The sequence below is a fragment of the Pseudonocardia sp. genome (genome assembly GCF_029263155.1).
Taxonomy (GTDB): domain Bacteria; phylum Actinomycetota; class Actinomycetes; order Mycobacteriales; family Pseudonocardiaceae; genus Pseudonocardia.
In genome coordinates, this window is sequence record NZ_JAJCYB010000099.1 from 41,289 (window position 1) to 61,836 (window position 20,548).

Here is a 20,548-nt window from a genome sequence, read left to right on the forward strand (position 1 = left end):
CGGCCGCGCTCGGAACCGCCCCGAAGACGCCGCCCGGCGGGCGGCACACACCGTCGCGCCGGCGTACGCACGGCACCGGCCCACTCCCGAGGATGGAGCATCCCCATGACCGCCGGCACGGCAACGACGCACCATGCGCTGGACTGGGTCAACGGCACCGCACCGCGGTTGCAGGAGCGCGTGCGGCGGATCCCGCCGCTGGCGTTCGTCGAGAACTGCCTGCGTGGCGTCGGGCAGGTGATGTTCATGAACAACCCGCTGACCGGCTTGTTCGTCCTGCTCGCGGCCTGGACGTTCGACCCGTGGATCGGCTTCGGCGGCACCGTCGGCGTCGTCGTGTCCACGCTGGTCGCACTGCTGATGGGATTCGACCGGGGCGCGATCCACGCCGGGCTCTACGGCTTCAACGGCGTGCTCTGCGGGCTCGCGCTCGCGACGTTCCTGGCCCCGCCGTGGGACGGCGTGGCGACGGTGTGGATCGTCGCGGTGAGCGCGGGCTCGTCGATCGCGATGGCCGCGCTCGCCGCGCTCTTCGGCGGCGCGTGGGGCGTCCCGCCGTTCACGTTGGCGTTCAACATCTCCGTGCTGCTCTTCCTCATCACCGCGCTGCACGCCGTGCGGGGCCGGGTCGGCGAGCTGATCGTCCCGACCCCGCCCGCCGTGACCGGCCCGACCGTGTCCGAGGCCCTGCGCGAGAGCGCCACCTCCGCCGCCGGGACCGACCTCGCCGCCGTCGTCAACGCCGTGCTGCGCGGCATCAGCCAACTGTTCTTCGTCAACAGCATCCTCGGCGGCATCCTCATCCTGGTCGGGATCCTGTTCTGCTCACGGATCGCCTTCGGCTTCGCGCTGGTCGGCTCCGCGGTCGGGATGGGCGTCGGGATGGCGCTCGGCGCCGACGGCACCGCGATCTACAACGGCCTGTGGGGGTTCAACTCGTTCGACGCCTGCCTGGCCATCGCCGGTGTCTTCTACGTCTTGACCTGGCGCTCGGCCCTGCTCGGGATCGCCTGCGCCGCATACACGGCGCTGCTGTTCGGCGCGATCGCCTCCTTCCTCGGCCCCTGGGGGCTGCCGGCGATGACGCTGCCGTTCTGCTTCGGCGTGCTGACGTTCGTCATGCTCAAGGACGCCTCGCCGCGGCTGTTCACGTTCGTGCCGCCCGGGGAGATCGAGACACCGGAGGCACACCTGCGCCGCGCCCGGACCGTCTCTGCCTGAGGACCGGGCGGGGCGGCCCGCTCAGGGAAGCCGACCCTCGACCTCGGACCGTTCGCCGTCGGGCCGGCCCGTCCCGGTCCGCCGGGCGAAGCCGCGCACGCCGGGACTCGAGGTCAGGGTGTGGACCAGCACCGACGCGCAGATGGCGAGCGAGGCCGCCGCGAACAGGCGCTCGTATCCGGGCAGGCCGTAGCGGTGGGCGAAGGCGATGTAGTAGATGCCGGCCACGCCGAGCGGCCCGAACCACGACAGGAAGCCACGGCTGGACGGGCCGGTCGCGGTGAGCGACAGGGTCGCTGCGGCCACGGGCGGGCGGCGCAGCAGCAGCACCCAGGCCGCGAAGAGCAGGCCGGGCGCGCCGAGCGCGGCCCACCCGGACCACGGCAGCACGGTGCCGAAGACCCCGAACACCGCCACCACGCCGAGTCGGCTCGCGGCGCCGAGCGTGTCCCCGACGGGGGTCCGCAGTTCGTCGGGGAGGGTGAGTGACATCGCCAGCGCCGCGAGGAACGCCCCGAGCACACCGCTGCCACCGAGCAGGTGCACCAGGCCCAGGGTCAACAGTGCGCCGGCCACCCCGAGCAGCGGGACGTAGCTGCCGGACATCAGCTCGCGTCCCTCCGCCAGCCGGGCGGCCCGCGCCGCCGCCCACCCCAGCACCGGGCCGATGGCCACGGCCAGGCCGATCTCGCGCCCGGCCTCGAGCAGCCAGGTCTGCACCGCGGTTCCGACGGTCTCGGTCGCAAGCAGGCCCGCGAGCAGGACGAACGGCAGCGCCAACCCGTCGTTGACGCCGGATTCGACCTGCAGGGTCCGGCGCAGCCGTCGGGGCAGCATCCGCTCCGGGAAGGCACCGGAGGCCAGGGCCGAGGCGACCACCGGATCGGTGGGGGTGAGCACCGCACCGAGCAGCAGCGCGGCCCCGACCGGCACGCCGAGCAGCAGCCAGGCACCGCCCGCGGTGACCAGCCACATACCGGCCATCACCACCGTCAGCAGGACCAGCAGCCGGCGGGCGTTGTGGCGCAGGTCGTCCCGGGTGATCTGCAGGGCGATGTCGGCGACGCCGAGTGCGAGCCCGATGCGCGCGACGTGCTCGAGCAACGTGTGCCGCTCGACGGCGGCCGCCGGGTCGATCCAGCCGAGCGCGACCGGCCCGACGAGGGCCCCGAGCGCGAGAGCGAGCAGCACGGGGGACAGCGAGTTGCGCTTGAGCAGCCGGGAGCTCAGCCCGAGGACGAGCACCGCGCCCGCGAGCAGCGCCAGCAGCGGATCCACCGGGTCACCCGGTTCCCGTCGTCGCGCCGGGCCGGGGCGGGTCGGAGGGCGACGGTGGACGCGGCCGACGGCAGTATGTGGAACGGGCCATGTCCGACCTGCTACCCGGCCGACCGCGGGGGAAACCTCGACCTGCGCGACCCGCCCGGGGCCGTGCTGCGAGAATCCCGCCGCGCAGGGTGCGCGGTGGAGGTGCGATGAGCCGGGCCGGACTGCGGGCGGTCGTCGTCGGTGCGGCGCTGGCCGTGCTGGCCTGCGGGTGCGGGAACCTCCCGACGCCGCGCCCGAGCGCCGGGCCCCCGGCGACCGCCACCACCACCACCGCCGCCGCCGCGACGCCGACCGTGGATCCCGACGGATTCCCGACCTCCTTCGGGCGCGGCATCTACGACGTCGGCGTCGACATCGCACCCGGCACCTACCGCACGGGCCCGAGCTCGAGCTGCTACTGGTCGCGGTCGGTGCCCGGCCCCGAGGGCCGCGGCCGCGAGATCGTCGAGGACGTCTTCGACCGCCCGGAGGGCGGGGTCCACCGGGTCACCCTGGCCGAAGGCGAGAGGTTCAACACCAGCCGCTGCGGCATCTGGGACGCGGAGTGATCCGCGGCGGCCTCGACGACCCCGGCCGCCCCGAGGACCGCCCGACACTCAGCCGATGCTCAGGCACGATGGGCACCCTGGTGGTGGAGAGGAAGGTGACCCCATGAGTGCCCTCGGTGCATTGCTCGGATTCATCCTGCTGCTGTTCCTGATCGCGTTGATCGTGCGGGCCGTGCTGGACTGGACGGGACTGGTCACGGCCGGCGACAACCGCTGGGTCAGCGGCGCCCGCGAGGTGTCCCACCGCGTGACCGAGCCGGTGATCGGTCCGGTGCGGCGGGTGCTGAAACCGGTGCGGATCGGCGGCGTCCAGCTCGACCTCGCTTTCACCGTCGGCTTTCGTCGCGACCCTGATCCTGCGCTCGCTCGTGTCGCAGCTGTGACTCCGATCCGCGGGTAGCGCGCTCGCCCCGCGGCGTGCGGGTGGGGTGTCGCTGCGGGTTCGCAGGCTTCGACTTCCGCCCCGTCGGCCGGCCCGCCGCGCGCCGGGGTCGGGAACACGCCTTGCCGGAACGGCAACGGAGGTCGCAATGACCGCGGCAGTGGGCGACCCTGGACCGGTGACCGACGACATCCAGGCAGGCTCCCCCACGACCGATGCACCGTCACCGGTCGACACCTACATCGGAGATCCGGCGGAACGGGCGGAATGGGACCGGCGCTACGCCGACAATGGGCCGCTGTGGAGCGGACGTCCCAACGGCGCGCTGGTCGCCGAGGTCGCCGGTCTCACCCCCGGGCGGGTGCTCGACGTCGGCTGCGGCGAGGGCGCAGACGCCGTCTGGCTCGCGCGCGGCGGCTGGGACGTGACCGCGCTCGAGGTCTCGGGCGTGGCGTTGGAGCGGGCGGCCGGGCACGCGCGCGACGCCGGGGTCACGGTCCGGTGGGTGCACGCCGGGCTGGCCGAGGCGGCGCTCCCGCCGAGATCGTTCGACCTGGTCTCGGCGCAGTACCCGGCCCTGCTGCGCACCCCCGACGCCGCAGGCGAGCGGGCGCTGCTCGCGGCTGTCGCACCCGGGGGAGTGCTGCTGCTCGTGCACCACGCGGGGATGGACACCCAGCCGGTGCCCGAGGGCGGGTTCGACCCCGCCGACTACGTCTGGCCCTCCATGGTCGCCGCGTTCCTGGACGAGGACTGGGAGGTCGAGGTGGACGAGCAGCGGCCGCGCGTCGCGCCCGAGGGCGGGGCCGGTGCCCACCACACCGACGACGTCGTCCTGCGGGCGCGCCGGCTGCGCTGAGGCGTGGCTGCGCTGAGGCGTGCCGGCCGGCGCCCGATCACGCCAGCAGCTCGACCGCCGGCGCGAGGTCGTGGAGGAACTCCTCGCTCACCGCCCAGTACCCGACGCCGAGCGCGTCGCGGCGGCGCAGCAGCTCGTCGGCCATCTTCCGCGACGGGCTCCCGGACTCTCTGGCGCACGCGCGCCGCACGGGTGGGCAGGTGGCGCCGGCGGCCTACCGGCGCGGTCCGGCGTACTCGGCGATCGCGCGGAACGCGAGCTTGGGTTCCCAGATCATGTCCGGGTAGGTGTCGCCTCGGCGGTTCTCCAGGACCTTGACGATGCCGTAGCTGGCCAGGTCGAGATCGTCTCGCGGATCGCCGTCGGGGCGGTGGGGATGGGAGTGCAGAGCGAAGAGGAAGACGAACGCGCTGTCGACGCCCTCGGAGTCGAAGATCTCCAGCAGTTCGCGGACACAGGTCGCCTGCTCCTCCTCGTCACGCACGTACTCGCCCTTGAGCCGCACCGGTATGCCACGGGCGTCGTTCTCGACGATCTCCAGTCCGCGGGCACCGTCCGCACTCGCGCCCTGGTAGGTGGCCGCACCGAATTCGGTGATCGCCACGGGCTTGCCCTGCGCGACGAGCCCTCGCACGCCCTCGGCGAACCGGTCGGCGACCTCGGGTGAGCGGTAGAGGTCCACGGAGACGATGTCGAAGGGTGTCCAGTCGACACGTTCGAGGGGGATCGAGGCGTAGGTGATCCGGCCGGTGAAGTGCCGCCGCACGACGGCGACGGCCTCGACCAGGAACTCGTTGACCGACGCGCTCACGCGAGCGACCCGCTCCGGCAACGACTGCGGATCACCGACCAGCTGCCGGACCCGCTCCTCGAGCGTCGTGCCGGGGAGGAACCCCGGGAGCATCAGACTCAGCTCGGCGCCGACGACGAACACGACCTCGCCACCGCGGAGACGCACGCGCTCGGCCCGTGCTGCGCAGTCGGCGAACAGGGCCAGCACGTCGTCGCCCGGCAGCTCGAGCGGGTAGGGCGAGAACCAGACCTCCAGACCCAGGTCGACGGCGCGCGTTGCGGCGATCTCGAGCCGCGCGGGATCGCCGCCGGTCAGACGTACGGCGTTGCACCGCAGGTCGTCGCGGATGATCTGCAGCTCGCGCGCGGTGACGTCCGGGTCGAAGCCCGGGAGGGCGTTCACGCCGTCGACGACGAAGCCGGTGTCGTAGGTGACGCCCCGGGCGCGCATGGCAACCTCCGGTTAGGTACTAGTCGTACCGTAAATGGCCCTGAGCACAGCGTCAACGATTTGCAGACGGGTACCATCCGTGCCGTAGGCGAAGTCGACGAATGTGGTGGGACCTGATGACGGACCAGGGCCGGGGCCGGACGCGACGCCGCGGCGTCGCCCTGGAGGAAGCCATCCTTCAGGCCGCGGTCGAGGAACTCACCGAGTCCGGCTTCGCCGCACTGACGATGGGCCGTGTGGCCACACGCGCCGGCACCAACAAGAACGCGGTCTACCGGCGCTGGCCCCATCGGCTGGCACTGGGTGTCGCCGCCTATCGAGTGCTCGCCGAGAAGGCTCCGGTGCCGGACACGGGCAGCCTGCGCGGCGACGCCCTCGAACTGCTCCGCGGCGCCAACCGCCACTGGAGCTCACCCCTGGGCGGGATCCTCCGGGAGCTGATGGCCGCCGCGGGCGGAGCACCCCAGTTCCTGGCCCAGCTGACCGGCGACGCCACCGACGGGCTGACCGCGACCTGGCTGATCGTCCTGGGACACGCCGTCGAGCGACACGAAGCCGCACCGGAGGCGCTGCACCCGCGGGTCGCCACCGTCGCCATCGTGTTGCTGCGCAACGAGTTCCTCATGCGAGGCATCCCCCACGCACCCGACGACGTACTCGTGGAGATCGTCGACGAGGTCTTCCTGCCACTCGTCGCACGACGCAGGGCCACGTAGGGGACGGGGCGCACCCACGCGTCGCGGCGACGTCCCTCGTCGTCGCGGCCGTCGTGCCGGCGCTGGTGTTCGGCCCGTCCGGTTCGCCGCTGTCGCGTCAGTCCCGGCCCTTACGGGCCAGGTATCCGGTCACCGCGATCTCGGCGCGCAGGGGCAGTCCGGCGCGGATGCGTTCCTCGGCGAGACGCATCGCGGCGGCGTGGAAGGCCTGCTCACCGACGTTGCTGATCGCCTCGTAGGCGGGTCCGGTCGACGCCAGGGCCCGCGCGTAGGTCTGCGGGTCGGCGAACTCCGACGCGAAGGGCACGTCGACGCGGCGGATCTCGACGTAGCCCGCCCGCCCCAGCAGCTCCTCGCCGACGCCGGGTCGCCCCAGGGCGACCATCGCCGCCTGGTTCGCCACGGCAGGCCGGGCGGCGAGCTGGAACGGGCTCAGCGCCCACGCGCCGGGCGAGATCTTGATGTGTCCCCAGACGGTGAGGCCGAGGCGACCGCCGGGCGCGAGCACGCGACTGATCTCCGAGATCACGTCCGGGGTCGTGCCCCAGACGCCGCGGAAGCTGGTGACGACGTCGAACGACCCCGCGTCCCAGGGCAGGGCGTGCATGTCCCCGACCCTGATGTCGGCGCCCGGGCTGCGGTCCCGCGCGACGGCCACGAGCCGCGCGGACGCGTCGATGCCGGCACAGGCCGCCCCCCGCAGCCTCGCGAGCTCGATGGCCAGTCCGGAACCGCAGGCGACATCCAGCAGGCGGTCCCCGTCGTCCACCCGCAACCGGTGGTGAACGGCGACGTACTCGCGACAGTGGGAGGGCTCGAACAGGGTGGCGAAGTCGACCGCCTCCCGACCCCAACCCTCGTCGACGCCACGCCAGCCCTGGATGTCCTCACGAACGGTCATGTGCACCTCATCGTCGGTTCGCCGGACGGGATCGCCGCGCGCCGCCTCATGCGGCATGCCGTGACCGGCGCAGATGTTCCATCAGCCGGCCACACAGCAGCTTCGCGTCGGAGCCGACACCGGCCAGGAGATTCGATGCCCGATGGCGGGTGACGGGCAGCCCGAGCACGTACATCCCCGGCGCCTCCAGCGTTCCGCCGTCGTGGCGGAGCGCGCCACGGTGGTCGAGCAGCGCCGGGTCGAGCCAGGGGTAGCTGGGCCGATGGCCGGTGGCCCAGACGACGGCGGAGAACCGGGCCAGGTCGAGCTCGGTCACCGGCGGTGGTACCGGGGTCGGGTCCGGTCGCTCGAGGGCAGCGACCCGGTCGCCCAGGTCCTGCTCGGCCACGTGGAGGTCGATCCGATCCAGGAGCCGGGCCTGCTTGAGATCGGCGATCTTGATCAGGTTGGCCAGCGCCCCGGAGATCTGGGCGTACCGACCGGCCACCCCGACGAGGCGACCGCACATCTCGACGCCCGCCGCGGACAGCGCGGCCAGGTCCAGGGTGCGCCGCTGCGCGGTGCCGACCAGCTGCAGCGACGGCAACCGACGGGCCCGGGTCAGGTCGGGCACCTCGTCATAGCGCTCGTCGAGGATGCCCAGGTCGTTCATCCAGCGGTAGATGTCGCGCCCGCGGTAGGTGCGCGGCACCCGGACGTGGTCGCCTGCGGCCACCGTGACCGCGCGGCCGGCCCGTCGCAGCTCGTCGGCGATCTGCACGCCCGACGCCGCGGCCCCGACGACCAGCACCGCGCCCGGCGCGATCTGCCCGGGGCCGCGGTAGCCCGACGCGGCGACCTGCTGGAGGTGGCCGGGCAGGTCCCGGGCGAGTGCGGGCAACCGCGGCTCGCCCTCCGTCCCCGTCGCCACGACGACGGCCCGGCAGCTCCACGGGCCGTCGTCGGTGTCCACCTGGAAGCCCGACGCGGTGGGCGCCACCCCGACGACCGTGGTGTGCGGGCGCACCGGCGCACCGAACGCACCGGCGTAGGCGTCGAGCAGCGCGACGACCTCGTCGGCGCGCTGGTAACCGTCGGGGTCCTCGCCGTCGTAGCCGTGGCCCGGCAACCGGCTCATCCAGTTCGGGGTGAGCAGGCGCAGCGAGTCCCAGCGGCGCAACCGCCAGGACTCGGCGACCGCGCCCCGCTCCAGGATCACGTGGTCGACACCGCGGCGGGCGAGGTACCAGCTCATCGCCAGGCCCGCCTGCCCGCCGCCGATCACGACGACGGTGGTGCGCACCTCAGCCGACCTCCACCGTCACGGCGGTCGGGTTGGTCAGGATGTCGTAGACCGCCGACCGCTTCTGCGACTGCGCCACGATGGCCTCGACGTCCGCGCGCGGGGCGTCGGCGTCGATCTCGTAGCGCACCCGCACCGCGCTGAACCCGTTGCGCACGTCGGGGTCGGCTCCGAGGATCCCCCGGATGTCGTGGTCGGCCTCCACCACCGCACTCACCGAGCGCAGCTGCACGTTACGGTGGGTGGCGACCGCGGCGATGCCCGCCGTCAGGCAGCCGGCCAGCGCCGCCAGCAGCACCTCGGTGGGCGTCGCCCCGTGGTCCGCGGAGGCGAACACCTCCGGGTGATCGCCCTCGAACGTGAACGGCGTGCGATGGGTGTGCTCGGCACCCAGCCCGGAGAAGTCGTGCACGGTGGTGCGGGAATGGGTGCCCTTCACCCACTCGCAGCGGGCGCGCCACCGGAACTGCGCGGCGTCGGGTGCCGCGGCCAGCGCGTCCCGCGCACCCAGCAGCGCCGCGACGTCGACGCCGTTGTCCACGGTGGGGCTCTCGACAGTGCTCATCATGCCTCCTCTGCATGCGGTCCGCGGCGGACCGGCTGCGACACGAACTGAAGCACCGGTCGCTTGCAGTCCGGTTGCACTCCACCTGCAAGGAGGGGAAGGCGCGGTGCCGCCAGGCGCCCGCACGGGCTGAGCCGACGGGCCGCGACGCTCCGCCATGACGTTTCCGACATCGGCTCCCGCCGGCTGACCGGTGCGCCGGAACCCGCAGTCAGTCCTCGGACGACTCCGGGAGGACCTCGCCGTCCTCGAGCACGTTCGCGCCGGGGGTCTCCTGGAGGAAGATGGCGATGTCCTTCTTGGCGGTCCCGGTGATCTCGCACCAGGCGTCGGCGAGACCGTGCAGCAGTCGGGCGCGCACCTCGGTCGAGCGGCCGGAGCGGATGGTGCCGACCAGCCGCGGACCGTCGACCGGCTCGCCCGCCACGAAGACACTGCGGGGCGGCACCTCGACGAACGAGCAGTGCACGTACGCCGCCGGGGCCCCGGTCACCTCGGCGTGCACCTTGGTCATCGCCGCAGCCACTTCCGCCCTGTGGCTCAACGTCGGGTCACCCGAGGGAACGGTGAACTGGTAGAAGGGCACGGCGACCTCCGGGATCGGTTCGACTCGAATCGAGTGTAACGATAGACAGGGCAGTCCGAACCCACAAGCTGCTGACACTCAAAAAGCCTTACACTGCGTGGCGTGCGACACGACGATCTCGGCGACGTCTACTGCTCCGTGGCCCGGACCTGGTCGGTCATCGGCGAGCGCTGGACGATGATGATCCTGCGCGAGTGCTTCCGCGGTGAGCGCCGCTACGACCGCTTCCGGAGCAAGCTCGGCCTCGGCGCGAACGTCCTCAACGACCGGCTCCGCGTCCTCACCGATGAAGGTGTCCTCGAGCGCGTCCCTTACCAGACCGGTCCGGTGCGCCACGAGTACCTCCTCACGCCGAAGGGCGCCGACCTCTACCCGGTTCTCGTCGCGCTGATGAACTGGGGCGACAGGTACGAGAACGACGTGCCCCCGGTGGAGCTGATCCACCGCGACTGCGGGCATCCCGCCCACGCCCGCATGACCTGCACACGATGCGGTGAGCCGATCGCGTGGCGGGCCATGACCGCCGAGGTACAGCCGGCGGCCTGGTAGCCGTCCGAGGCCCGAGCCGTGACCGACCCGGTGCTCTCGGACCGGGTCCTGGACCGCGGGATCGTCGCCGCACTGAAGCGTGCCGCCACGGACACAACGTGTGAATCACCCTGACCTCAGCCAGCAGAGTCACGACCCGTGCATTGCTTCGACCCTGAGCCATGACTTGGGGCGCTGACCTGCGAAGATGGAGCCGCCTTGGGGAGTCGAACCCAGACCTACGCACTACGAGGACAGCGTCCGATCTGTCAAGCCGACGATCCTGAGCTGCCACCTGTACGCTGCATGCAACCGATGACGTAGGGGACGTAGGGGCAGTCGATGGCACTCGAACAGGTGGCCCGGCCCGGCAGCTTGGCCGAGCTGGCCTATGACAAGTTGCGGACCGCCGTCCTCGACGGGCACTTCCGCCCGGGCGAGAAGGTCAGCGTGGTGACGCTGGCCGCCGAGCTGGGAATGAGCAGAAGCCCGGTGCGCGCTGCGCTCGAGCGACTCGTCAACGAAGGTCTGATCCGGCTGACCGCGGGTGGGGCGTTGATCGCCGAGCCGAGTCGCGACGAGCTGCTGGAGGCACTGGTTGTACGGTGCGCGCTGGAAGGGCTTGCCGCCCGCCTCGCTGCGCCTTCATTGAACCAGGCCGACCTCGACCACTTGCGGGCTATTCACGATCGTCTGGACCGGGCGGTGCAGGCCGGAGACACGGGGGCCGTGCGCGCGGCCGATCTCGAATTCCATCAGCAGGTTCAGGCTCACAGCGGGAATGCATGCCTCGTCGAGAACCTCACCCGGATCCAATCCAAGATCATGATCGCCACGTACTCGACACCGTGGGGGCCGCACCTGGCCGACATGCTCTCCGAGCACACCGCGATCCTTCGTGCCCTCGAAAGACGCGATCCTGAATCGGCTCACGCGGCAGCGACTCACCATCTCACGAACCATCTCGAACGCCTCAAGGTCGCGTGGCAGCGCGCACCAGAGGAATCGCTGGCGGCCTCAGGGGGACTGTAGATAGATCGTTCGACAGACCCTCGCGCACGCTGCCAGGAGATCCGTGCCTCAGCCGGCGAGGACCCGTCGACGGGAGACTGTACAGCGACCGGTGTATCCGACCCCGACACGCCGGGCTGAGGTCCGGCGGGATGGGTGGCGCACTTCCGACGGGCCGTGTGCTCGTCGCAGACGTGCTCGCGCTCGGTGCTCGTCGACCTGGTTGAGGAGGCGGGTCTGCACCTTCACAGCCTGGCGCTCGGTCTCCTGGTACTGGGTCGCGGACGCGCTGGCCGAGCTCGGCGCGCACGTGCACCTGGCCCACCCGCTGGGGGTCAAGCCGTTCTCGTATCGGCGGGTGAAGAACGACGAGCGTGACGCCGCGGACCTGGCTGACCTGCTGCGGATGGGCCGGTTGCCGGAGGCGTGGATCGCGCCGCCGGCGACCCGGGAGCTGCGTGAACTGGTGCGGCACCAGGAGAAGCTGGTCGGGCTGCGGTCGAACCTGAGTGTCAGGTCCACGCCGTGCTGGCCGGGGCTGGGGTCACGGTACCGATGAGCGATCTGTTCGGCGTGGCGGGCCAGCAGCTACTGGCCCGGGTCGAGCTGGCGGTCGCGGCCCGGGCCCGGGTGAACTCGCAGCTACGGCTGATCGCCACCCTCGACTTCGAGGTCGAGCTGTTCGCCAAGCTCGTCGCCGGCCGGCTCCGCACCCACCCCGGCTACGTCGCGATCCAGGTCATTCCCGGGATCGGGCCGGTGCTGGCCGCGGTGTTCGTCGCCGAGATCGGCGATGTCGGTCGGTTCCCCGGACCGCCGCAGCTGGCCAGCTGGGCCCGGGCTGACCCCACGCCACCGCGAGTCCGACACCACCGTCCACCGTGGACGGATCACCAAGCAGGGTTCCCGACTCGTGCGCTGGGCCGCGATCGAGGCCGTGCAACGCGTGCCCGCGCACACCCGTCTCGGGCAGGTCCGCGACCGGGTCGGGGAACGGCGCGGACGCAACATCGGCGTCGTGGCCGCCGTCCGCGAGCTGATCGGGCTGGTCTTCTACGGCCTACGCGATCACCACATCCGCTGCCTGGCACCGCGAACCGCGGCGGCATGAGCAGCACCGCAGACCGCGGTGGGGGTGCGGATCGTCCAGGTCATGACCCCCGGGTACCGGCGAGGTCGTCCTCACTGATTGATCCCGCCCCACCGCGAACTCGTCGTAGCACTCCATGCCGCCCTGCGCGGCGAAGGGATGACCGACAGCCCCCCCCCGCGGGGGCCTGTCCTGCCTGCCGAGGAATCGGCGCTGGAGCACGCACACCGATCCACCGTCACCGAGACGATCACGGAGCCGGACCAACCCCTTCCTCCACCCTGAACAGCATGCGCTGCACGACGTCGACGTCGCACACAGGCGCGCCCAAGAGCAGGCGGACGACGGCAGGAACAAAGATCAAGAGCAAGAACTGGGGGTTGACCGGCCCCGCTCCTTCAGGGATGACCTGCTTCTTCTGTGGAGCCGCCTTGGGGAGTCGAACCCCAGACCTACGCATTACGAGAAATTTCGCCGGCAGGTACTCCATGCACCCGGTCCATCGGTGCACGTCACCGAGTTCACGGTGCACACCGTCCTCCGGCGTGAGCCGTCGTTTCGTGCCACGAACCGTGCCACGACGGAGATCAACAACCGGTCCGATTACCACACTTTGCACAGGTGACCTGCCGGACCGCACACCGCAAGCAGGTCGCCGCATCGCTTCTCTGCACACGACGGTGCCCGTATCCTGAACGCGTGAGCGAACCTGTCACCAGAGTGACCGCCGAGGAGTCACCTTCCTGGGCAGAGGTCGTGCGCCATACAGAGCACGGCGACACCGTCGCGGTCATCGCACACGGAGACCACGTCGCCGACGTCGTACCCTCCGGCGAGCTCGACCGCCTACGCGAGACCATTGAGGTCCTCTCCGACACCGACCTCGTCCGCGATCTCCTCGAAGGCCTCGCCGACGCCCATGCCGGCCACGTCGTCCCTGCCTCGGACATCGCCGCAGATCTAGCTGCCCGCCGCGCGACCGGAGGATGACCGAACCTGTTACGTACTCGGTCACGTTCGCCCCGTCCGCCCGCCGCCGGATGGACAAACTTCCCCTTGACGCAGCGATCGCCCTCCTCGAGCACATCACCGGACCGGTGGCCGAGAATCCTCACCGGCTCGGTAAGCCACTCGAAGTTCCCTACGACGGCGTCTGGTCAACCCGACGTGGCGAGTACCGAGCGCTCTACATGATCGACAACGAGACCAACATCATCACCGTGGTCGCCGTCGCCCACCGCCGCGACGCCTACCGTCTTCCGTAGCTGCGCCCCTGAGCCGCCGAGCGACGCACACTCGACCCGTGCCATACAGCAGGCCTCTGAACAGCCAAAAACCCTCGCCGTCCGTGCCACGCTCCGCTGACTGGCCGCAAGGGCAGAGCTTTGACAGCCTCTGACCTGCATGAATAGAGCCGCCTTGGGGAGTCGAACCCCAGACCTACGCATTACGAGTGCGTCGCTCTAACCGACTGAGCTAAGGCGGCGTCGTGCCGCGGACGAGTGTACCGGCGACGGTCCGGGCGTCCGGGGTCAGGTCGACTCGGCCGGGACCAGCACGAACGCGGCGGAGTCGTAGTAGGTGCGGAGGCGGGTGATCGCGTCACCGTCGAGGTCGATGACCGTGACGCCGCGGTAGTCGATCGGGCGGTCGTCGCGCAGGGTGCCGCTGCTCGTCCATTCCAGCGCGAACTGGTCGTCGCCCTCCACCACGTTGAAGAAGGTGGTGCGGACCTCCTGGAACTGGTCGCGGTACTCCCGCCAGAACTCGGCCACCTCGCCCTGCCGCTCGCCGCGGGCGTCGAGGCGTTCGGTGACGGCGTCGGGGGCGAAGAGCGCCGCGAACACGGCGGTGTCGGAGTCCTGCTCGAACCGGCGCAGGCCGGCCACGAAACGGCGGGCGCGGTCGTCGGCGATGTGGTTATCCTCCATGTGGTCGGGCTACCCGGTACGGGCGGGCTCAACCGGTGTGGATGATCGTCATCATCGCCTCGGCGGCGATCTCGGGCTTGACGTTCTGGTCCAGCGCCGTGCGGCAGGCGAGAACGGCGTCGAGGCGGCGCAGGGTGGACTCGGGGGTCCACTCCTGGGCGGCGCGCTGCACGTCCGCGGCGCGGTCGGGGTTGGAGAGGGGGACCTGGGCGCCGCTGCCGGCGGCAAGGACGTCGCGGAAGAAGGCCGTGAGGTCGACCAGCGCGCGGTCCAGGGCGTCGCGCTGGGAGCGGGTGTTGCGCAGCTTCTGGCGCTTCTCCAGGTCACGCTCGGCGGCTTTGGCCGACCGGGCCGCCCCGGCCACGCCCTTGCCGACGCCGCCGCCGCCCATCGCGATGCCGAGCTCCTCGCGCTCGGGGACGTCGCGGGCCTCGCTCAGGGCACTGGCCTCGGCCTTCGCCCCGCGCACGAGGTCGGCGGCGAAGGCGAACGCGTCGCCCAGCGAGCGGGTGCGCAGGGGCAGGCCCAGCACCATCTCGCGCTGGGCGCGGCTGTCGGCGTTACGGGCCAGGTGGCGCGCGCGGCCGACATGACCACCCGCGACCGACGCCGCCCAGCCGGCCGTGTCCGGGTCGATCCCGTCGCGGCGGACGAGCACGTCGGCGATCGCCCCGGGCGTGGGCGTGCGCAGCGGAACGATCCTGCAGCGGGACCGGATAGTCACAGGAATATCGTCGGGATGATCCGACGGGGAGCACAGCAGGAAGATGGTCAGCGGCGATGGTTCCTCGATGGCCTTCAGGAGTGCGTTGGCGGCGCGCTCCCCGAGCCGGTCCGCGTCCTGAATGATCACGACCTGGAAGCGGCCGGTGGCTGGGTGCTTGGCGGCCCGCTGCACGATCTCGCGAGTCAGCGCGACATTGATACTCAGCCCCTCCGGCACCACCTCGCGCACGTCGGCGTGGGTGCCGCTCATGACGGTGTGGCAGGCCGCGCAGTGCCCGCAGCCGGCCTCGGCGCACTGCAGGGCCGCCGCGAAGGCCCGCGCCGCCACCGAGCGGCCCGAACCGGGTGGGCCGGTGAACAGCCAGGCGTGCGTCATCGCGGAGGGGTCCTGGGCGGCGGCGCTCAGCTCGGCCACCGCGGCGGGCTGGCCGACGACCTCGTCCCACACCGTCACGGGACCCCGACCCCGTCCGGCGCACCCACCGCCGGCGGCAGCATCGGCCCGATCCCGGCCAGGACTCGCGCGGCCACCTCATCGGGCGTGCCTTCCGCCTCGACGACGACGTAGTGGTGGGGCTCGGCGGCCGCCATGCGGGTGAGCAGCCGCTGCACGCGCAGGTGCTCCTCACCGGGCATGCCCGGTGAGGCGGCGTCGGCCGGTGCGGCGCGGTCGAGCATCACGGACACGTCGGGCCGCAGCCGGCCGGTGGCCCACAGCACCAGACTGTCCAGCTCGCGGGGATCGACGTCCCCGGCGGCCACTCCGAACTGAACGAGCGGACTGACCAGGAACCGGTCGACGACGACGACCGCACCCTGCGCCAGCCCGGGCCGGATCACCCGCTCCACGAGATCGGCCCGCACGGCCGCGGCGGCCAGCGCCTTCGCCCGCGCCCCGCCCAGCGCCGCCTCGCGGATGGCGGCGGTCCAGCGCTCGCGGTCGCGGCCGGACTCGCCGAGCTCCACGACCGTGTGCCCCGCGGCGCGCAGCGCGGTGGCGAGCAGCGTCGCCTGCTCGGCCGTCTGCTCCGCGGGGGCACCCTCGACGGCGATCAGGACACCCGACCCCTCGCGAGGGTCGCCGCGGCGCAGCGCGGCGAGCAGGTCGGGCAGCATCGGCTCGGTGCGCCGGTCGTCCATCTGCCGGTAGGCGAGCATCCCGACCACCGCGGCCACCAGGCCGCCGGCCAGCATCACGATCCGAGTGCCGTCGATGAGGAACGACCGGCCCAGCAGGTCGACGCGCTGCGTGCTCACCAGCCCGACGACCAGCGGCACCAGCGCCATCGACCCGAGCAGCGTGAGCCGCACGATCGACTGGACGAACGCGACGATCCGGCCGCGAATCCCGTCCGCCACCGCGGTGCCGATGATCGTGAGCCCGGTGAGGAACGCGATGCCCGCGAACCCCCCGACCAGCCCCACCGCCGCGATGGCGACGAACAGGTGCGGCGCCACCGCGACCAGCACCAGCGCGAGGCCCGCCGCGACGATCGCGGCGCCGAACAGCCGGTTGTGCGGGATCCGGCGGGCCATCCGCGGGGCCGCCCCCATGCCCGTGGCGAGCCCGGCGAAGACCGAGGCGAACAGGATGCCGTACGCGGCGTTGCCGCCACCGAGGCTGGTGGCGTAGAGCGTGGCCGACCCGACGACCGTGCCGCCGGCCGCGAACGCGCCGACGATGCCGGCCACCAGCCCCCGGACCAGCGGGGTGTCGGCCACGAAGCGGGCCCCGTCGCGGAGCAGCGTGAGCACGCCCGGCGCGATCTCGCGGCGCCCGTCGGAGCGCCCGGAGATCTCCGGGATGCCGAACCACACCGTGATCGCCATGACGAGGTAGGCGCTGCCGGTGATCGCGAGGGCCAGGTGCAGCGTGGCCGTCTCCCCGGCGTCGCCGCCGAGCGTCGATCCGGCGCTCGACAGCACCGTGAACAGCCCCGACGCCAGCAGCACCGCCACCCCGTAGGTGACGACGAGCGCGAGCTGGTTGGCCGTCTCGATCTGGTCGGGGCGGCGCAGCAGGTTGGGCACCGCCGCGTCCTTGGCCGGGATCCAGAACATCGCGCAGATCTCGATGAGGAACACCGCGACGAACAGCCACGCCAGCGACCCGACCAGCGGGATGGAGACGAACAGGCCGAACCGCAGCACGTCGCACACGACCATGACGCGGCGGCGGTCGAACTTGTCGGCCAGCGCCCCGGCCAGCGGGCCGAGCACCAGCGCGGGAAGCAGCTTCGTGGCGACGACGCCGCCGAGGGCGAAGCTCTGCGCCTGGTAGCCCGACGTGAGCTGGGTGGCCAGCGCGGACAGGGCGAGCAGGCTCAGCCACTCGCCGGTGGCCGATCCGGCCGTGACCAGCCACAACCGGCGGAACGCGGGGATGGCGAGGACGCTGCGCACCCGGTGCGAGGTGGGCGCGGACAGCTGGGGGGAAGCCATCGTCACCTCCTCGGGGCCGGTCGGACCCAGGGTAGTCCGGGGTACCGACAGGACCTCCGACGGCGGCTGTCAGCCGTGCAGGAGCACCATCACCAGCTGGATGAGGATCACCGCGTACACGGCCACGAAGAAGAGCGTGAACAGCCGCGACCCGATCCGGCCCCGGGCCAGCCGGGACAGTCCGAGGATCCCGGGCTCGGGAGCGACCGGGGGCCGCGCCCGGGCCGGATGGTGGCGGACCGGGGGCGGGGCCGGGGTCGCAGGCGGCCGCGGCACGGGCGCGGCGGGGGCGGCGGTCGGCGGCGGGTCGGCCGCGACCGCCCGGAGCACGGCGGGGCGGGTCGACGGCGGGTGGGGCGGATCGTGGGAGGCACCGGAGGGCACCCGGAGCCACGGCGGGGCGACGACGTCGTCGAGCACTGCGGTGACGGATCCGATCCGGGCCGCGAGCGGCGCGCATTCCGGCCGTGCGGCGCCGGTTCCGGGCCGGCCGACGAGACGGACCGGACCGGACCTGCGCGGCCGGGGCACCGTCGCCCCACCGCCGCCGGTGTCGCCGTCAGCGTCGGTCATGGTGCGATGGTAGGCCGGGTCGCGCTGCGTGCCCGGCTCATCCACCCCGTCGGGCGATCATCGGGCCTCCGAGCGGGCTACCCGTCGTCGTCGCCACCACCCCCGCCTCCGTCGCCCCCATCCCCGTTGCCGCCGCCCCCGTCGCCGCCGTCCCCGTCATCGGGTGGCGGGCCGTCACCGTCCGGGTTCTCGCCCGGGGCCGGATCCTCGGTGGGCGGGGCGGGCGGCGGCGGCACCTCGCCACTGGAGATGCTGAGCACGATCGTCTCGCCGGGCAGCGCCGTGCCACGCGGCAGTTGCCCGAGCACGGTGCCGCGGGCGGCGGCGTTGTCGACCGTACGGGTCGTGACCGCCCACCCCGCCGACTCCAGCGCACCCCGGGCGTCGTTCTCGCCCCGCCCGACGACGTCGGGCACGCGGGACTCCGCACCGCCCTCCAGGTAGCGCTCCTCCACGGGGGGCAGCGGGATCACCGGCTGGCCCTCGAACAGCGGCGCCATCATGCCGTACCAGGTCTCCGCGGGGGTCTTGCCGCCGAAGATGTTGCCGTTGCGGCAGGCGAACGGGGCGCCGCCGCTGTCGCAGAGCGCGTCGGGACGGTTGTCGTTGTCGTAGGTGATCACCGCACCGGACAGCTGCGGGACGACCCCGAGGAACGCGGCCGACTTGTTGGCCTGGGTGGTGCCGGTCTTGCCCGCCATCGGGCGGTCCCAGCCGACCTGTCCGGCCGCCCTCGCCGCGGTGCCGCCGGGGAGGTCGTCCTTGCTCATCGCGTTCATCATGGCGTTGGCCAGGCCGGGCTCGACGGCCTGTTCGCACGGTGCCTCGGTGATCTCCACCGGGTTGCCCTGCGAATCGGTGATCTCCTCGATGGGAGTGGGCGGGCACCAGACCCCACCGCTGGCCAGCGTGGCCCCGACGTTGGACAGTTCCAGGACGCTCGTCGGGCTCACCCCCAGCGTGAACGACGCCTGCCGCTGCGCCTTGGTGACCTCGGCGATGGACCGGTCGGTCGGCTGCCCGGTGTTCGGGTCGACGAACCGGTCCTCCGCCAGGGAGCGCATCCCCAGCCGCACCGCCATGTCGACCACGTCGGGTACGCCGGTGAACTCCATCAGCTTCACGAAGGCGGTGTTCGGCGACTGCGCCAACGCGTCGGTGATCGTCATGCGCTCGGAGTAGTTGCTGGAGTTCTGCACGGGCAGCGGGCGACCGCCGCCGTCGACGTAGATCGGAGACGCGTACCCGCTGGGCGGCACCGCCATCTGGTAGTTGATGCCCAGACCCTTCTCCAACGCCGTGGCGGCGGTGAAGGTCTTGTAGACCGAACCGGCGCCCAGTGGCACCGGGATGTAGGGCAGGCCGTAGGAGGTCTCCAGCGCGTCGGCGTCGAGACCGAAGACCCGGCTCGACCCCATCGCCAGCACGCGGTGCCGCTCGGCACCCGGCTCGACGGAGGCCATGACGTTGGCGACGTTCGGCTGGTCCGGGGGCACCTCGGCCACCAGCGAGGCCTGCATGGCGTCCATGACCCGCCGGTCCAGGGTGGTGCGGATCGTGTAGCCGCCGCGGTTGAGCTGCTCACGGGTGACGCCGGCCTTGGCCAGGTACTCCTGCACGTACTGGCAGAAGAAGCCGGTGGGCCCGGCACCGATGCAGCCGATGCCCTGGGTGTTCAGCGGGTTGACGACTCCCAGCGGGCTGGCCAGCGCCTCGTCGGCCTGCGCCTGGTCGATCATCTGCTGATCGAGCATCTGCTGGATGACCAGGTTCCGGCGTTGCACCGCGGCATCGGGCCGGGTGACCGGGTCGGTGGCCGACGTGCTGCGCACCATCCCGGCGAGCAGCGCCGCCTGCGGCACGGTCAGCTCGGCCGCCGTGACCCCGAAGTACGTCTGAGCGGCCGTCGCGATCCCCGCAGCACCGTTGCCGAAGGGCACGATGTTCAGGTAGCGGGTGAGGATCTCCTCCTTGCTCAGCGACTGCTCGAGCTGCAGCGCGATCTGCGCCTCCTTGAGCTTGCGCGCCGGGGTCTGCTCGGTGGCCTTGAGCCGCTCGGTCTCCGTCTCGGCCTCGACGTAGAGCAGGTAGTTCTTGACGTACTGCTGGGTGAGCGTGGACGCGCCCTGCTCGATGCTGCCCGACACCGAGTTCGTGACGAGCGCTCGCGCCGTGCCCTGCCAGTCGACGCCCTGGTGCTGGTAGAATCGCCGGTCCTCGACGGCCACTATCGCGGCCTTCATCGCCGGGGAGATCTCGTCGGCGGTGACGGCGTCGCGGTTCTGGTTGGACTCGAAGAAGTAGGCCATCGGCGCGCCCGCCGAGTCGGTGACGACCGAGGTCTGCGGGAGCGGTTTGTCCAGGACGTCGGTGGAGACGCTGCCGACGCTGTCGCTGGCGTCGTTGGCCACCAGCCCGATCCCGAGCGCGACCGGGAACGCGATGCCCGCCGTGATGATCCCGGCGAGCAGGCACAGCCCGAGCAGCAGGGAGACCGGCCGGACGAGATGGCGCGGGAAGCTCACGGTCGAGGAGCCTACGCCCGGAGGTGTCGGGAGCCGGTCAGGCCGGTCCCGGCGGGAAGTTGAGTATTTTTGCTCGCTGTCGGAGGGAAC

The 20,548-nt window shown here is 72.1% G+C and carries 22 protein-coding genes, 1 tRNA gene and 1 pseudogene; 12 read left to right on the plus strand and 12 right to left on the minus strand.

The window, feature by feature from the left end; genetic code table 11:
* The first annotated feature begins 105 nt into the window (after window positions 1-105).
* Window positions 106-1,221 (plus strand): urea transporter, encoded by a 1,116-nt coding sequence (locus Q1K26_RS19880; protein WP_300015076.1) that lies wholly within the window; start codon window positions 106-108, stop codon window positions 1,219-1,221.
* A 21-nt stretch (window positions 1,222-1,242) separates the two neighbouring features.
* Here the strand turns inward: Q1K26_RS19880 and Q1K26_RS19885 are convergent, their stop codons facing one another.
* Window positions 1,243-2,499, minus strand: coding sequence for a cation:proton antiporter (locus Q1K26_RS19885; RefSeq protein WP_300015078.1), 1,257 nt, complete (start codon window positions 2,497-2,499; stop codon window positions 1,243-1,245).
* A 197-nt stretch (window positions 2,500-2,696) separates the two neighbouring features.
* Here Q1K26_RS19885 and Q1K26_RS19890 point away from each other — a divergent pair, with 197 nt between their 5' ends.
* The 3 genes from Q1K26_RS19890 to Q1K26_RS19900 all read left to right on the plus strand — a co-directional run bounded on the left by Q1K26_RS19890 (window position 2,697) and on the right by Q1K26_RS19900 (window position 4,339).
* Window positions 2,697-3,098, plus strand: coding sequence for a hypothetical protein (locus Q1K26_RS19890; protein WP_300015080.1), 402 nt, complete (start codon window positions 2,697-2,699; stop codon window positions 3,096-3,098).
* Window positions 3,099-3,201: 103 nt separating this feature from the next.
* Entirely contained in the window at window positions 3,202-3,498 is a 297-nt protein-coding gene (locus tag Q1K26_RS19895) for a YggT family protein (RefSeq protein WP_300015082.1), read from the plus strand.
* Window positions 3,499-3,658: 160 nt separating this feature from the next.
* Window positions 3,659-4,339 (plus strand): class I SAM-dependent methyltransferase, encoded by a 681-nt coding sequence (locus Q1K26_RS19900; RefSeq protein WP_300015083.1) that lies wholly within the window; start codon window positions 3,659-3,661, stop codon window positions 4,337-4,339.
* 214 nt (window positions 4,340-4,553) lie between these two features.
* Here the strand turns inward: Q1K26_RS19900 and Q1K26_RS19905 are convergent, their stop codons facing one another.
* Window positions 4,554-5,582, minus strand: a complete 1,029-nt coding sequence (locus Q1K26_RS19905) for a hypothetical protein (protein WP_300015085.1) — start codon at window positions 5,580-5,582, stop codon at window positions 4,554-4,556.
* Between the two features lie 116 nt (window positions 5,583-5,698).
* Between Q1K26_RS19905 and Q1K26_RS19910 the strand changes: the two genes are divergently transcribed.
* Entirely contained in the window at window positions 5,699-6,298 is a 600-nt protein-coding gene (locus Q1K26_RS19910; RefSeq protein WP_300015087.1) for a TetR/AcrR family transcriptional regulator, read from the plus strand.
* Window positions 6,299-6,395: 97 nt separating this feature from the next.
* Here Q1K26_RS19910 and Q1K26_RS19915 read toward each other — a convergent pair whose 3' ends face one another.
* From Q1K26_RS19915 to Q1K26_RS19930, 4 genes are all read right to left on the minus strand, one after another.
* Entirely contained in the window at window positions 6,396-7,199 is an 804-nt protein-coding gene (locus tag Q1K26_RS19915) for a class I SAM-dependent methyltransferase (RefSeq protein WP_300015089.1), read from the minus strand.
* 46 nt (window positions 7,200-7,245) lie between these two features.
* A complete protein-coding gene (locus Q1K26_RS19920; RefSeq protein ID WP_300015091.1) occupies window positions 7,246-8,481 on the minus strand; it encodes an NAD(P)-binding domain-containing protein in 1,236 nt (411 codons plus the stop codon).
* A 1-nt stretch (window position 8,482) separates the two neighbouring features.
* Complete coding sequence (locus tag Q1K26_RS19925; protein ID WP_300015093.1) at window positions 8,483-9,046, minus strand: OsmC family protein; 564 nt, start codon at window positions 9,044-9,046, stop codon at window positions 8,483-8,485.
* Between the two features lie 211 nt (window positions 9,047-9,257).
* Window positions 9,258-9,710 (minus strand): tautomerase family protein, encoded by a 453-nt coding sequence (locus Q1K26_RS19930; protein ID WP_363320502.1) that lies wholly within the window; start codon window positions 9,708-9,710, stop codon window positions 9,258-9,260.
* Between the two features lie 24 nt (window positions 9,711-9,734).
* On the opposite strand from Q1K26_RS19930, the gene Q1K26_RS19935 reads away from it, so the two are divergent.
* The 7 genes and pseudogenes from Q1K26_RS19935 (at window position 9,735) to Q1K26_RS19965 (ending at window position 13,526) form a co-directional block, all read left to right on the plus strand.
* Window positions 9,735-10,181 carry a helix-turn-helix domain-containing protein gene (locus Q1K26_RS19935; protein ID WP_300015097.1) on the plus strand — a complete coding sequence of 149 codons (447 nt, stop codon included), beginning with the start codon at window positions 9,735-9,737 and terminating at the stop codon, window positions 10,179-10,181.
* Window positions 10,182-10,502: 321 nt separating this feature from the next.
* A complete protein-coding gene (locus tag Q1K26_RS19940; RefSeq protein WP_300015099.1) occupies window positions 10,503-11,192 on the plus strand; it encodes a GntR family transcriptional regulator in 690 nt (229 codons plus the stop codon).
* A gap of 202 nt (window positions 11,193-11,394) precedes the next feature.
* Window positions 11,395-11,730, plus strand: coding sequence for a transposase (locus tag Q1K26_RS19945; protein ID WP_300015102.1), 336 nt, complete (start codon window positions 11,395-11,397; stop codon window positions 11,728-11,730).
* Window positions 11,731-11,912: 182 nt separating this feature from the next.
* A pseudogene (locus Q1K26_RS19950) lies at window positions 11,913-12,024 on the plus strand (transposase); the annotation flags it as partial.
* Window positions 12,025-12,060: 36 nt separating this feature from the next.
* Window positions 12,061-12,282 carry a hypothetical protein gene (locus Q1K26_RS19955; RefSeq protein ID WP_300015359.1) on the plus strand — a complete coding sequence of 74 codons (222 nt, stop codon included), beginning with the start codon at window positions 12,061-12,063 and terminating at the stop codon, window positions 12,280-12,282.
* A 678-nt stretch (window positions 12,283-12,960) separates the two neighbouring features.
* Window positions 12,961-13,251 carry a hypothetical protein gene (locus Q1K26_RS19960; protein ID WP_300015105.1) on the plus strand — a complete coding sequence of 97 codons (291 nt, stop codon included), beginning with the start codon at window positions 12,961-12,963 and terminating at the stop codon, window positions 13,249-13,251.
* On the plus strand, window positions 13,248-13,526 hold the full coding sequence (locus Q1K26_RS19965) for a type II toxin-antitoxin system RelE/ParE family toxin (RefSeq protein ID WP_300015108.1): 279 nt from the start codon (window positions 13,248-13,250) through the stop codon (window positions 13,524-13,526). The genes Q1K26_RS19960 and Q1K26_RS19965 overlap by 4 nt, the downstream gene beginning before the upstream one ends.
* Window positions 13,527-13,673: 147 nt before the next feature.
* Here the strand turns inward: Q1K26_RS19965 and Q1K26_RS19970 are convergent.
* From Q1K26_RS19970 to Q1K26_RS19995, 6 genes are all read right to left on the minus strand, one after another.
* Window positions 13,674-13,747 (minus strand) — tRNA-Thr (locus Q1K26_RS19970).
* A 46-nt stretch (window positions 13,748-13,793) separates the two neighbouring features.
* The gene (locus Q1K26_RS19975) at window positions 13,794-14,192 is read right to left on the minus strand and encodes a nuclear transport factor 2 family protein (protein ID WP_300015111.1); all 399 of its coding nucleotides are present in this window, start codon (window positions 14,190-14,192) and stop codon (window positions 13,794-13,796) included.
* Window positions 14,193-14,220: 28 nt separating this feature from the next.
* Window positions 14,221-15,372 (minus strand): DNA polymerase III subunit delta', encoded by a 1,152-nt coding sequence (locus tag Q1K26_RS19980; RefSeq protein WP_300015114.1) that lies wholly within the window; start codon window positions 15,370-15,372, stop codon window positions 14,221-14,223.
* Window positions 15,369-17,360: an MFS transporter gene (locus Q1K26_RS19985; protein WP_300015117.1), complete on the minus strand. Its 1,992-nt coding sequence runs from the start codon at window positions 17,358-17,360 to the stop codon at window positions 15,369-15,371. The genes Q1K26_RS19980 and Q1K26_RS19985 overlap by 4 nt, the downstream gene beginning before the upstream one ends.
* Window positions 17,361-17,429: 69 nt before the next feature.
* Complete coding sequence (locus Q1K26_RS19990; protein WP_300015120.1) at window positions 17,430-17,933, minus strand: hypothetical protein; 504 nt, start codon at window positions 17,931-17,933, stop codon at window positions 17,430-17,432.
* 77 nt (window positions 17,934-18,010) lie between these two features.
* Entirely contained in the window at window positions 18,011-20,458 is a 2,448-nt protein-coding gene (locus Q1K26_RS19995; RefSeq protein ID WP_300015123.1) for a penicillin-binding protein, read from the minus strand.
* Window positions 20,459-20,548: the final 90 nt, after the last annotated feature.

Coding starts and splice junctions, on each gene's coding strand:
- Q1K26_RS19880 (WP_300015076.1), top strand. CDS start 106: ATGACCGCCGGCACGGCAACGACGCACCATGCGCTGGACTGGGTCAAC.
- Q1K26_RS19890 (WP_300015080.1), top strand. CDS start 2,697: ATGAGCCGGGCCGGACTGCGGGCGGTCGTCGTCGGTGCGGCGCTGGCC.
- Q1K26_RS19895 (WP_300015082.1), top strand. CDS start 3,202: ATGAGTGCCCTCGGTGCATTGCTCGGATTCATCCTGCTGCTGTTCCTG.
- Q1K26_RS19905 (WP_300015085.1), bottom strand. CDS start 5,582: ATGCGCGCCCGGGGCGTCACCTACGACACCGGCTTCGTCGTCGACGGC.
- Q1K26_RS19910 (WP_300015087.1), top strand. CDS start 5,699: ATGACGGACCAGGGCCGGGGCCGGACGCGACGCCGCGGCGTCGCCCTG.
- Q1K26_RS19915 (WP_300015089.1), bottom strand. CDS start 7,199: ATGACCGTTCGTGAGGACATCCAGGGCTGGCGTGGCGTCGACGAGGGT.
- Q1K26_RS19925 (WP_300015093.1), bottom strand. CDS start 9,046: ATGAGCACTGTCGAGAGCCCCACCGTGGACAACGGCGTCGACGTCGCG.
- Q1K26_RS19940 (WP_300015099.1), top strand. CDS start 10,503: ATGGCACTCGAACAGGTGGCCCGGCCCGGCAGCTTGGCCGAGCTGGCC.
- Q1K26_RS19965 (WP_300015108.1), top strand. CDS start 13,248: ATGACCGAACCTGTTACGTACTCGGTCACGTTCGCCCCGTCCGCCCGC.
- Q1K26_RS19975 (WP_300015111.1), bottom strand. CDS start 14,192: ATGGAGGATAACCACATCGCCGACGACCGCGCCCGCCGTTTCGTGGCC.
- Q1K26_RS19985 (WP_300015117.1), bottom strand. CDS start 17,360: ATGGCTTCCCCCCAGCTGTCCGCGCCCACCTCGCACCGGGTGCGCAGC.
- Q1K26_RS19990 (WP_300015120.1), bottom strand. CDS start 17,933: ATGACCGACGCTGACGGCGACACCGGCGGCGGTGGGGCGACGGTGCCC.